The organism is Xanthomonas maliensis (genome assembly GCF_009192945.1).
Taxonomy (GTDB): Bacteria; Pseudomonadota; Gammaproteobacteria; order Xanthomonadales; family Xanthomonadaceae; genus Xanthomonas; species Xanthomonas maliensis.
Genome location: NZ_NSET01000020.1, coordinates 1 through 11,885 on the forward strand (window position 1 = coordinate 1; position 11,885 = coordinate 11,885).

Sequence of the window (11,885 nt, forward strand, 5' to 3'; positions counted from 1 at the left end):
GGCCAGCGCAGCGGCGGTGGTTTCATCACTGGTTGCAAACAGGTATGTTCCCTTGCCCGTGTCCCCACGCGGCCGTGTCTGCCACTCCGCAGCCACGGCGGTCTCCTCAGTCGGGTTTTGCATGCATTCGATCGACGTCGTCCTCGCCATGTTGCTGGCGGTCGCGGCCAGCGGCTACCTGATCCGTATCCTGCCGTTCTCCTTGCCACTGCCGCTGGTGCAGATCGGCTTGGGCGCGGTGGTGGCCGGGGTCTTCGACGCCGGGCACGAACTGGAACCGGAGCTGTTCTTCCTGCTGTTCCTGCCGCCGCTGCTGTTCCTGGATGGCTGGCGCATTCCCAAGCAGGGCCTGTTCCGCGACAAGGGTGCGATCCTGGAGTTGGCGCTGGGGCTGGTGATCTTCACCGTGATCGGCGCCGGCTTCCTGATCCACTGGTTGATCCCGGCGATGCCGCTGCCGGTGGCCTTCGCGCTGGCAGCGATCATCTCGCCCACCGATCCGGTGGCGGTCTCCTCGATCGCCTCCAAGGTATCCATCCCCAAGCGGCTGATGCACATCCTGGAAGGCGAATCGCTGCTCAACGATGCATCGGGCCTGGTGTGCTTCCAGTTCGCAGTGGCGGCGGTGCTCACCGGCACCTTCTCGGTGGCGGCCGCGTCGCTGACCTTCCTGTGGGTCGCGCTGGCCGGGCTGGGCCTGGGCGTGGCCACCACGTTCGGGCTGAGCCGTATCCAGGCCTGGATCTGGCGCCATTTCGGCGAAGAACCCGGTTCGGCGATCCTGGTCAACCTGCTGACCCCGTTTGCGGCGTATCTGTTGGCCGAAGCCTTCCACGCCTCCGGCATCCTTGCCGCGGTGGCGGCCGGCATTACGATGAGCTACGTCGAGATGGCCGGCAACGCGCCCGGCAATATGCGGCTGCAGCGCTCGGCCGTGTGGGATACGGTGCAGTTCACTTTCAACGGCATCATCTTCGTGCTGCTGGGCGAGCAGTTGCCGGGCATCCTGGATGGCGCCGTGCGCAGCGTGCAGGAGGCTGGGCACCTCAACCCGTGGTGGCTGGCGGTGTACGTGGCGACCATCAGCACCAGCCTGATGGCCTTGCGTTTCGTATGGGTCTTTCTGTCGCTGCGCTGGAACATCTTCAAGGCGCAGCGGCGTGGCGAGGCGCATGTGAGCCCGCCGTGGCGGATCGTGGTGGCGGTATCGCTGGCGGGCGTGCGTGGGGCAATCACCCTGGCCGGCGTGCTGACGCTGCCGTTGCTGATGGAGGATGGCTCGCCGTTCCCGGCGCGGCAGCTGGCGATCTTCCTGGCGGCCTCGGTGATCTTGGTGTCGCTGGTGGTGGCCAGCGTGGCGCTGCCGCGGCTGTTGCGCGGACTGGAGCTGCCCGAAGAGGAAGACGAGCAACAGAAGGAGGATCTGGCGGTGAAGGCCTCCTCGCAGGCGGCCCTGGAGGCGGTGGAGAAACTGCGTCAACGCCTGGTGGAAGACAGTGCGCATGCCGAGCGCTACAACGCGGCGGCCAACCAGGTCAGCCAGCGCTACCAGCGCAAGCTCGGCGCGGTCGACATGGCCGAGACCTCGCCGGAAGAGGCGGTGGCCTATGAGCAGGCGCTACGCCAGTTCCGCCACACGGCGCTGGTGGCCGAGCGCAACGAGCTGTTCAAGCTTGCCCGGCAGCGGCTGATCTCCGACGAGCTGTCGCGCCGCTTGGTGCGCAACCTGGATTTGATCGAGTCGCGCAAGCGCGCCTGAAGGCCAGTTGCGCGGGGGGCGTCTGCGGGCGTCACACAGGCGCGACGGTGCGGAAGACAGTGTCCCAGTCGGCGCCCTCCCGCAGCGACGGCTGTGCGCCTACTCTGTCGGTCCATTCGTACATGGCAGGCGCGATGACTGCGATCGTTTCCATCCAGGGCGTGAGCAAGACCTACGCCGGCGGCTTCCAGGCGCTCAAGCGCGTCGACCTGGACATCCGCCGCGGCGAAATCTTCGCGCTGCTCGGCCCAAATGGCGCCGGCAAGACCACCTTGATCAGCATCGTCTGCGGGCTGGTCAATCCAAGCAGCGGCACGATCCTGGCCGATGGCCACGACATCGCGCGCGACTACCGCGCCGCCCGCGCCAGTATCGGGCTGGTCCCGCAGGAGCTGGCCACCGATGCGTTCGAGACGGTCTGGGCCACGGTGCGCTTCAGCCGTGGCCTGTTCGGCAAGCCGGCCAATCCGCAGTACCTGGAAACGGTGCTGCGCCAGCTATCGCTCTGGGACAAGCGGCACAGCAAGATTTCCACCCTGTCCGGCGGCATGAAACGTCGCGTGCTGATCGCCAAGGCGCTGGCGCACGAACCGCGCATCCTGTTCCTGGACGAACCTACCGCCGGTGTGGACGTGGAGCTGCGCCACGACATGTGGCAGATGGTGCGACGGCTGCGCGAGCAGGGCACCACCATCATCCTGACCACGCACTACATCGAGGAGGCCGAGGACATGGCCGACCGCGTGGGCGTGATCAACCGCGGCGAGCTGGTGCTGGTGGAGGACAAGCACACGCTGATGCGCAAGCTTGGCAAGAAGCAGCTGACGTTGAGCCTGCAGGCGCCGCTGCCGGAATTGCCGCCGGCCCTGGCCGATCTGCCGCTGGAGCTGTCGGCCGACGGCGCCAGCCTGGTCTACACCTTCGATACCCAGGCCGAGCAGACCGGCATCGGCGCGTTGCTGCGCCGGCTCAACGAGCAGGGCATCGACTTCAAGGATCTGCATTCGAGCGAAAGCTCGCTGGAGGAGATCTTCGTCAATCTGGTGCACGGCGCCCGCGCCGAGGAGGCACGCGCATGAACCTGCACGCGATTGCGGCGATCTACCGCTTCGAAATGGCGCGCGCCTTCCGCACGCTCACCCAGTCGATCGCCTCGCCGGTGCTGTCGACCTCGCTTTACTTCGTGGTGTTCGGTGCGGCGATCGGCTCGCGCATGGGCCAGATCGATGGCATCAGCTACGGCGCCTTCATCATCCCGGGGCTGGTGATGCTGTCGCTGCTCAACGAGAGCATCTCCAATGCCTCGTTCGGCATCTACATGCCGCGCTGGGCCGGCACCATCTACGAGGTGCTGTCCGCACCGGTGGCCTGGTGGGAGATCGTGATCGGCTATGTCGGCGCCGCTGCCACCAAGTCGGTGATGCTGGGGGCGCTGATCCTGCTCACCGCACGCATCTTCGTGCCGTATGAGATCGCCCACCCGGTCTGGATGGTCGGGTTCCTGCTGCTGACCGCACTGACCTTCAGCCTGTTCGGCTTCATCATCGGCATCTGGGCCGACGGCTTCGAGAAACTGCAGGTGATCCCGCTGATGGTGGTGACGCCGCTGACCTTCCTGGGCGGCAGCTTCTATTCGATCACCATGCTGCCGCCGCTGTGGCAGAAGATCACCTTGTTCAATCCGGTGGTCTACCTGATCAGCGGCTTTCGCTGGAGCTTCTACGGCAAGGCCGATGTGCATATCGCCACCAGCACCGGCATGACCTTGCTATTCCTGCTGCTGTGCCTGGCGGTGGTGGCGGCGATCTTCCGCAGCGGCTATCGGCTCAAGGCCTGAGCCGGGCCGGCCGGCGGCCTGTGCGAAGGCATGCCGCCGCCGCGCCGAGGCTCGACTCATTCTGCAGCGGGCTTGTTGTCCAGGTAGTAGGCCACCACCTGGCCCTTGATCTTCATCGTCATCGGATTGCCGCGGCGATCGCGTGACTTGCCGACCTGCACCTTGATCCAGCCTTCGCTGACCGAGTACTCCTCGACGTTGTCGCGCTCGATCCCGTTGAAGCGCACACCGACGCCGCGGTTCAGCGCTTCGGCATCGTGGAACGGGCTGCGTGCATCGATGGCCAGATGGTCGGGAGGGGTATCGCTCATGGGAGAAGGGCCTGGCGGCCGGGATGGCCGTCTTCGGGCGCACAGGATACGGCCCTGCGCGCGCTTGACCAGCCCCTGGCAGGCGCTTTGCTAGTCTGCGCGCACGCGGCACACTGCCCGCCCGCCCTGCCAAGAGTCCTCCCATGCCCGACAACAGCGCCGATTACGACGAACCGGACGACCTGAGCGCCGACAGCGACGACGACGATCCGGATACCCACCAGGGTTTGGTCTGGAACCTGTTGCTGCTGATCAATCCGGGCGACGAAGAGACGGCGCTGCGCCAATTCGATGGCTACCGCGAGAGTGCCGTCGAGGCCGACGGCGACGAATGGCTGTGGGCATTGAAGGATGCGATCGACTGGACGTCGGGCTTCTACGTGGATGGGCGCGACAGCGAAACGCTGATCAGCGCGATCGACGAACTGGCCGCGCGCTGGAACCTGCGGATCGACTGGGGGGGCGACATCGACGATGACGACTTCCTGGCCGGCAACGACACCGCCGCGCTGCTGACGGTGGCCTATGACCGCCTGCGCGAATACGGCTACACCCTATGGTGCTGGGAGACCGGCAGCGACGATCGCGCCGGCTGGATGGCGCTCAGCCGCAACGACGAGGATATGCAGCGGCTGGCCGCGATCCTGGGCGTGGATCTGCGCCCGGGCAGCGATCCGTTCTGAGCGCAGCCGTCCGGTTGCCGCCCGGGAGCGACCCGGGCGGCAACGCTGTGCAGCTCAGCTCTTGGCGGTCTTGACGATCGCCGGCGAGCTCACCGTTGCTCCCCCCTTGTTCAACGCGACCACGTACATCGTGTAGAACGTGTTGGGCTTGAGTCCGCCGAGCGTGTAGCGTGTGCCGCGCGTGACCGCATACGAGGTGAAGGCCCCCGTGGTGTTGTCCTGGGCGACAATCGCGTAACCGGTCGCCGTGTTCGTGCCGGTCCATTGCACCATGCTGGTCGTGGCGGTGGTACTGGCATGCACGCCGCGCGCCAAGCTCGGTGGCGGTGTGCTGCCGTCGTGAACCTCCAGCAGGGAGTCGACCAGCAGCGAGGACGACAGCATCGATCCCAGGCCGGTGACATTGTCGTAGCCCTGGCCGGCGTTGAAGCCGGCCACGCCGCCGAACAGGTTGGCGTTGCCATTGCTGCCATCGAGCACGTCGTTGGTGTCCAAGGACACCGTGCCGCTGAGATCTTCGTACAGGAACGGGTTGGCGAAGCCGATCCGGCCCAGCCCGGCGGCCTGGTGCGCCTGATCGGCGATCGACATGAAGCCGGCCCAGATCGGTGCCGAGACGCTGGTCCCGCCAAAGTTGACCCAGCCACCATCCAGCTCCGAATAGACCGCCACCGGCGTGGCGGGGCTGGCCACGGCGGCGACGTCGGGCACGTTGCGGCGCGCGGAAGAGCCCTGGTTCGCGGCGGCGATCGACACTGGCTTGCCATCGGCACCGGCAATCATCTGATAGTCCGGTAGCGGCCAGTAGCTGCTGATACCGCCGCCGGTGGCACCGAGGCCTGCACCGAGCAGGTTCCAGGTCTCTTCGCCCCCGTAGCCGCCGGTACGCCCGGTGAACAAGGTCGTACCGCCGACTGAGGTCACCAGCGGTTGACTGCCGGGATCCTCGACGTGCAGGCCGCTGCCGCTGCGCCCATAGGCGCCCTGGTCGCCCGAACTGACATAGACGCCCTGGCCCTGCGCCACCATTTGCGTCAACACCTGGCCTTCTGCGGCCAGCGCGGCATCGCCCAGGAATTCTTCATCGGTGCCATAGGAGATACTGACCGTCTGCGCCGTGTTGTCGTCGGCCATGGCACCCAGCGAGGCCAGCAACGCCACCGGGAACGGATCGTCGCCTTCTTCGTAGACCTGGATTTGCCGCAACTGTGGGTTCACGGCGATCGCCATGTCGATGTCCAGGGCCGCCTCGCCGGCCACGCCGGCACTGTTGACCGCACCGGCGTACCCGTTGACGTTGCGCACCTTCACCGGCACGTTCGGCAAGCCGAACTGCTTGACGTAGGCGGCGATGTCGCTGGACAAAAAGCCGCCTTGCTCGAACAGCGCCAGCGTCTCCAGCTTGCCCGGCGCCAGCTGCGCGGGAATGCCATAGGCAGTGCGCAGGTCCTGCGGGCTCAGGCCACCGTTGGGGCCATGGCCGGTCGCTTGGGTGGCGCCGTCTTTGGCAACGGCGGCGCGTGCGGCCGGATTGGTCGGTGCGCGGATGGCCAACGGTGCGAAACGGACGGCGTCGTTCAGGCCGACGATGCCACCGACATGGCCAACCAGCGCGCTGGGCAACTGCGGTTGTCGATCGGCCGAGAAGAATGTCTGGCCATCGCTGCGTTGGTAGCGATTGAAGGTCACGCCCAGGTGCTGCGCGAACGTGGCCGCTGGCGCCTTCAAGGTGATCAGCGAGCCGGCGCCGCCGATACTGCTGACCTGGATCCCATGCGCTTGCGCGAATGCCTTGACCGCGGCGATGTCGTCCTGGCGTGCACCAAAGCGGGCAGCGAATTCTGCTGGCGTCAGGTAGTGGCCATAGAGCGCATCGCCCGGATGCGACACGCGCATTGCATAGTCGTAGGCGCCTGCACCGTCCTTCAAAGGCAAGGTCATCACCAGGCTGATCGTGGTGCTGGGTGCCAGCGCACCGAGCTTGCTCGCGCTGCGCAGTTGTGCAGGCAGGTGGGCGAGTGGGGCGGCGGTCTGAGACGTGACCGGCGTGGTCAGTGGCGCGGCGAAAGCCGATGCGGCAACACCCGAGAGAATGGCAAGGCAGGCCAGGTGCAACGGCACACGGTGGAATCCAGAGCGTTTCTGCATGGGAAATCCTCGGTTGGGGATGAGATCAACGTTGCCGAGCAGCAGGCAGGAAGCGGTCTGCTCGCCTGCCTGCTGCGCCGGAGCGATGCCCGCTAGATCACTGCCGGGCCATCAGGGACACATTGCTGAAACCGCCGTCGCCGCCGACCAGCTTGATGTAGTAGGTACCCGCCTGCGGCGAGGGCAGTCGCACGGTTTGGGAATTGCCAGCGCGGACCGAGCGCTGGTCGTAGCTGGTGGTCGTGGGTTCGGCGCCGAACTTGACGTACAGGGCGACATTGCCGCCGCCGCCGAAGGAGAGCACGTTCAACGGCGTCCCCGCGGTGGCGGTATAGCTATACAAGCGCTCCTCATCGGCGCCGGCGCTCTGTGCAGTGACCGCCGTGCGATTGCTCATGACGGTCGTCACCGGCTTGCAGGTGCTGCCGCTGCAATTGTTGCGGACGTAGTCCATGGCCGCGGTCGCATCGACGATGCCGCTGCCGATCGGAGTCGTCGCCGGCGGCGGTACCGGGAATGCACGCGCGGTCTGTGTCAATACCGCCTGCAGTTGCGAGGGCGTCAACGGTGTCTTGCCCGCTGCTGCCACTGCGCTTTGCACCAATGCCGCCACGGCCGCGACATGCGGTGTCGCCATCGAGGTGCCGGCGTAGCCCAGATAGTTGTATTGACCGGACGTCGGCGTGGTCTTGCCGCTATAGCCGGTCGACAGCACCACTCCATCCCAACCACCGTTGCCGGTGTCCTGATCCTGCCCGCCGCCCGGCCCTGCCAGGTCGACCACCGATCCGAAGTCGGAATAGAAGGCGATGCCGCCGGTGATGCGGGTGGCGCCGACGGTGATCACGTTGCTGCAGCTGGCTGGGCTGAATTGCGCCGCATCGATGGCGTCGTTGCCGGCAGCCACCACCACCGTGCTGCCGTTGGCGACGGCGGCATTGATCGCTTGCTGCGTCGCGCTGTCGCAGCTGCCGATGCCGCCCAGGCTCATGCTGATCACTTCCGCCGGATGGGTATTGTCCGGCACGCCATCGACGTGTCCGCCTGACGCCCACACGATCGCATCGGCGATATCCGAGATCATGCCGCCGCATTGGCCGAGCACGCGGATCGGCAGGATCTGCGCGTCGTGTGCGGCGCCGACGCCGCCAATGCCGTTGTTGGTCAGTTCGCCGATCGTGCCTGCCGTGTGGGTGCCGTGCCAGGAACTGTCGCTCGCGCTTTGCAGACAGGGATTGTTGTCGTCCATCCAATCGCCGTAGTCGAGCGCGCCCGGCACGCGATCGTCGGTGGCGCGACGTGACACGGTGGCGTTGGTGATGAAGTCGTAGCCCTGCAGGATGTGGTCGTTGTTCTTCAGGTCCGGATGGTCGGGCAGGATGCCGGTGTCGATCACCGCCACCACCACGCCGCTGCCGGTGGAGGTCTCCCAGGCCTTGGGTGCACGGATTCCGCCGGTGCTGTCCTGCATATGCCACTGATACTTTGCATAGAGTTTGTCGTTGGGCACCGGCGGATCGGTGTCCTGCGCGGTTGCGCGCGGCTGTACCGGCAGTGCCGCCGATCCGACCAGGTCCCGCACCGGCTGCATCATCCGATCGAACTGCGCATATTCGACGGCCGGATCGGCGCGTAGTTCGGTCAGCAGTTTGGTTTGCTCGGCGGCCGTCAGGTGACCGGTCAGCCGCAGCACGCTGGCGCCGGTGCCCGTGGTGCGCAGAACGCGCGCGGCCACCGGTGCGTTACGCGAGGCATCGCTGCCGAGCGACAGCACGTTGGCGCGCCGCGCGGCCGCCGTCAGCACGGATTCGCGCAGCGCGTTGGAGCCGATGGTGGATGTGTACTTGACGATGAGCCGGCCCGCTGCGGGCGAGCCGGCCGGCGCCGGGTTGTCGACCAGGCCACGTTGCTCCAGCAGATCGTCGGCTGCATGCGATTGGAAGGGGGCGGTGGCGAGCAGGGCGCTCAGCAATAGCGTGCGGAGTGGCGCAGAGGCGGTGTTCATGGGCGGAATTCCAAGAAGAAGGGGATGGCGGTGCGTGCGGGGCAGGCTCACAGATCCACGCCGAAGCCCAGACCGGCGGAGGAATCGCTGCCGCTGAAGGCGCCGCCCAGGCTGAAGGAGGCGCGCTCGCCGATCTTGCGGGCGTAGCCGATCGACAGCGCACGCTCGCCGCTTTGGAAGCCGGCGCCGACAGCGAAGCGTCCACGTTCGCTCTGCGTGCCGGCCGCATTGGTGGCCATGTTGAGCATGGCCGAGCTCATCGCGCCGAGGCGGTCGATGCGGCGATCCATGCTTTGGAAGCGGCGCATGCTGTCGTCGTGCAACTGGCTGAAGCTGTCGCTCAGTGCCGACACGCGGCTGTCGGTATAGCCGTTGGCCGAGCTCAAGGTGCGCGCATCGCCCGCGGAGACCTGAGCGACGTTGGCCGCATCGGTGTCGGCACGGCCGGCGGCGACGTTGGTGATCTGCCGCTCATTGCCAGCGCTGCCCACCGACACCGTATTGGCGCGGTCGGCCACCGAGCCTTGGCCCAATGCCACCGCACCTTGCGCGATGGCACGCGCGCCCTGCCCGATCGCGGTGGCCGACGCCGCGCTGACCTGTGCGCCCTCACCCATCGCCACCGCATTGGTCGCCACCGCGGCGATCTGCGTGTTGGCGCCGACCGCGGTGCTGCCATCGGCATTGACGCGGGCATTGCTGCCGATCGCGGTGTCGTTGGGGCCATGCGCATAGGCGCCGCCACCGATCGCCGTGCCGCTGACGTCGTTGGCCACTGCCGCATTGCCCATCGCCGTGGAGGTGGTCGCCACCGTGCTGGTGCTGGCGACCGCCGGCGTCGGCGTGCCTTGCAGCCCGCCATCGCTACGCTCGGCCGTTGCCACCGTGGAGGTGGCAGGCGCCAGTACTGCCGGCACGCCGGCACTGCGCACAATCGCAGCCGTCCGCAACGACGTCGTGCCGCCCACGCGCCCATCCAGCTCGCTGACCTTGCTGTCCAGCGCAGTCAGTGCGGCGCCGACATTGGTGTAGCTGGCGCCCTGGATCACGTACGTCGGCGCAACGAACACGCCTTGCGCGCCGATGGCCGCGCCACCGCCGAGGAAACTGGCGGCATTGCTCAGCGACTGGAACAACTGTCCACCATTGATCGCCTCGCTGCTGCCGTCGGCGATCGCGCCGGCGCCCAGATTGACGATGCGACGCGTCGCCGGACCACCGCGACCGTTGCCGCTGCCCACCGAGACCGTATTGGCCTCGTAGGTGCGCGAACCCGAACCCAGCGCCACCGAATCGGCACCGCTGGCACCGGCATTGGCGCCCAAGGCAACGCCGTTGACGCCGCTCTGGCGCACGAAGCTGTTGTAGCCCATCGCCGTGCTGTTCACGCCGCTGGCGCTGCTGTCCACGCCCAGCGCGCTGGCGCCGGTGGCGCTGGCGCGACTGCCCGCCGCCACTGCGACACTGTGGGCGCCGCTGGCCGCAGCCCCTGCACCTGCCGCCGTGCTGCGCTCGCCAGTCGCACGCGCCGTGCCCTCGCCGTTGGCCTGCACCATGCCGCTGGTGGCCTGCACATTGGCCGCCAACGCATCGAGCTGGCCCTTGTTGACTGCATCGGTCGCTTCGGTGCCCGCCGCCACGCTGGTGATCTGCCGCGTCAGTCCCGATGCCACATCGCCCACTGCCACGCTGTAGCTGCGGGTTGCGTGCGAGAAGGCGCCCAGCGCCACCGCGCTGACCGGAGCGCGGTTCCAGGCATCGTCCACCCAGTTGCCGACCTTGGCGCCATAGCCGATCGAGGTGGCATCGACGCCGTCGGTGCGGGTGGCCGCACCCAGGGCGGTGCTGTTGGGGTTGAACCACGAGCTGATGGCGCCCGAGCCCAGGACCACGCTATTGGCGGTCAAGGCCGAACTGTTGTGACCCACGGCGATCCCATCCGGGTCCTGCGCCAGGGCATAAGCACCCAACGAGACCGTGTTGGGGCCGAACGAACCGGCGCTATGGCCGATCGCCACCGAATCGGTGTTGCCCGGCAGATTGGGGAACACGTTGGAGTTGTAGCCGATGGCGATCGCGTAGTTCGATTGCGTTTCCGCACCTGCGCCCAGGGCGATCGAACCGACGCCGGTGGCCGCAGTGATGCCACTGCTGTTGCCGGCCGCCGCTGCGGCCGTGCTGACGCCGCCGATGGCCACGCTGTCGACCCCGCTGGCCAGGGACGTGTTGCCGACCGCCACGCTACTGGTGGCAGTGGCGCGAGCGAAGTAGCCGTTGGCAGTGGACAGATAGCCAGAGGCGACCGCCAAGCCGCCGACAGCAGTCGTTCCGTCTTCGAACGCACGGGCGCGATAGCCCAGCGCCGTGCTTTGCACGTTGCGCGCTTCGCTGCCGCTGCCCACTGCGGTGGCCAGGGCCGCGGTGGCCTTGGCGCCGCCGCCCAGCGCCACCGCGCCGAACTGGCTGGCCTCGGTGGAATCCTGGTGGCTGCCGATGATCTCGCCGGCATCGTTGTAGTCGAATACCTGGGTGGTGCCGCCGATGGCGACCGCCGATTCGCCGCTCGCCGCGGCCGCGTAGCCGGTGGCGATGGCGTTCTTGGCCGTCACCGTGGCGCCGGCGCCCAGTGCGATGCCGCCTTCGCCGAGCGCATTGCTGGCCTCGCCGATGGCCACCGCATAGGGCTCGGCGGCGAAGGCGCCGACATCCTCGGACGGGTCGCTGCCGCCGACGATCTGCAGATGCTTGCCGATATCGTCGGCGCTCTCCGGCGGGGAGGCGTCGTCCTGCGCCGTGCTGTCGGCCGTCGCGGCGGCGCTGGTCGGGCCGGCGACCACGCGCGGTGCAGGCGTGGCGGCATGTGCGCCAGCGAGACCACCGGCCAGCAACAGCGCCGTCAGGATGGCGCGCGAGAGCGGTCGCTGGCAGGCGTTGGCGTGATGGGAGGCGGAGAAGCGGGCGCGGTGCTGGCCCTGTGCACGGTCAGGCAGGAAGCTCATCGAAGTCCCCAAGGAGTGGTGGGAGAAGCAACTGGGGCAGCCCGAATCCATGACATCCCCCTGTCGATGCGGAGTTCTGTCGGCGTGCGCGAAGTCGCGTCAAAAAATTGTCACGGCGCTTTCGGACTGTCACCAAACGACGA

Annotated in this window: 8 protein-coding genes; 4 read left to right on the plus strand and 4 right to left on the minus strand. The window is 67.4% G+C overall.

Annotated features, from left to right (window positions below; genetic code table 11):
• Positions 1 to 121 precede the first annotated feature (121 nt).
• The 3 genes from CKY51_RS05455 to CKY51_RS05465 all read left to right on the plus strand — a co-directional run bounded on the left by CKY51_RS05455 (position 122) and on the right by CKY51_RS05465 (position 3,596).
• On the plus strand, positions 122 to 1,759 hold the full coding sequence (locus tag CKY51_RS05455; protein ID WP_022971739.1) for a Na+/H+ antiporter: 1,638 nt from the start codon (positions 122 to 124) through the stop codon (positions 1,757 to 1,759).
• Between the two features lie 134 nt (positions 1,760 to 1,893).
• A complete protein-coding gene (locus CKY51_RS05460; protein ID WP_031339288.1) occupies positions 1,894 to 2,838 on the plus strand; it encodes an ABC transporter ATP-binding protein in 945 nt (314 codons plus the stop codon).
• Positions 2,835 to 3,596: an ABC transporter permease gene (locus CKY51_RS05465; RefSeq protein WP_022971742.1), complete on the plus strand. Its 762-nt coding sequence runs from the start codon at positions 2,835 to 2,837 to the stop codon at positions 3,594 to 3,596. Before CKY51_RS05460 ends, CKY51_RS05465 begins: the two co-directional genes overlap by 4 nt.
• Positions 3,597 to 3,652: 56 nt before the next feature.
• Here the strand turns inward: CKY51_RS05465 and CKY51_RS05470 are convergent, their stop codons facing one another.
• Positions 3,653 to 3,907, minus strand: coding sequence for a DUF3297 family protein (locus CKY51_RS05470; protein WP_022971743.1), 255 nt, complete (start codon positions 3,905 to 3,907; stop codon positions 3,653 to 3,655).
• Positions 3,908 to 4,050: 143 nt separating this feature from the next.
• Here CKY51_RS05470 and CKY51_RS05475 point away from each other — a divergent pair, with 143 nt between their 5' ends.
• Complete coding sequence (locus CKY51_RS05475) at positions 4,051 to 4,590, plus strand: DUF6630 family protein (protein WP_031339290.1); 540 nt, start codon at positions 4,051 to 4,053, stop codon at positions 4,588 to 4,590.
• Positions 4,591 to 4,644: 54 nt separating this feature from the next.
• Here the strand turns inward: CKY51_RS05475 and CKY51_RS05480 are convergent, their stop codons facing one another.
• From CKY51_RS05480 to CKY51_RS05490, 3 genes are all read right to left on the minus strand, one after another.
• Positions 4,645 to 6,738, minus strand: coding sequence for a protease pro-enzyme activation domain-containing protein (locus CKY51_RS05480; protein ID WP_022971744.1), 2,094 nt, complete (start codon positions 6,736 to 6,738; stop codon positions 4,645 to 4,647).
• A gap of 97 nt (positions 6,739 to 6,835) precedes the next feature.
• Positions 6,836 to 8,743, minus strand: a complete 1,908-nt coding sequence (locus tag CKY51_RS05485; protein ID WP_022971745.1) for a S8 family peptidase — start codon at positions 8,741 to 8,743, stop codon at positions 6,836 to 6,838.
• Positions 8,744 to 8,790: 47 nt separating this feature from the next.
• A complete protein-coding gene (locus CKY51_RS05490; RefSeq protein WP_152248972.1) occupies positions 8,791 to 11,742 on the minus strand; it encodes a YadA-like family protein in 2,952 nt (983 codons plus the stop codon).
• Between the last annotated feature and the right edge of the window lie 143 nt (positions 11,743 to 11,885).

Excerpts from the sequence above, each read along its gene's own strand:
- CKY51_RS05485 (WP_022971745.1), bottom strand. The coding sequence starts at position 8,743 with ATGAACACCGCCTCTGCGCCACTCCGCACGCTATTGCTGAGCGCCCTG.
- CKY51_RS05465 (WP_022971742.1), top strand. The coding sequence starts at position 2,835 with ATGAACCTGCACGCGATTGCGGCGATCTACCGCTTCGAAATGGCGCGC.
- CKY51_RS05475 (WP_031339290.1), top strand. The coding sequence starts at position 4,051 with ATGCCCGACAACAGCGCCGATTACGACGAACCGGACGACCTGAGCGCC.
- CKY51_RS05470 (WP_022971743.1), bottom strand. The coding sequence starts at position 3,907 with ATGAGCGATACCCCTCCCGACCATCTGGCCATCGATGCACGCAGCCCG.
- CKY51_RS05455 (WP_022971739.1), top strand. The coding sequence starts at position 122 with ATGCATTCGATCGACGTCGTCCTCGCCATGTTGCTGGCGGTCGCGGCC.
- CKY51_RS05480 (WP_022971744.1), bottom strand. The coding sequence starts at position 6,738 with ATGCAGAAACGCTCTGGATTCCACCGTGTGCCGTTGCACCTGGCCTGC.
- CKY51_RS05460 (WP_031339288.1), top strand. The coding sequence starts at position 1,894 with ATGACTGCGATCGTTTCCATCCAGGGCGTGAGCAAGACCTACGCCGGC.
- CKY51_RS05490 (WP_152248972.1), bottom strand. The coding sequence starts at position 11,742 with ATGAGCTTCCTGCCTGACCGTGCACAGGGCCAGCACCGCGCCCGCTTC.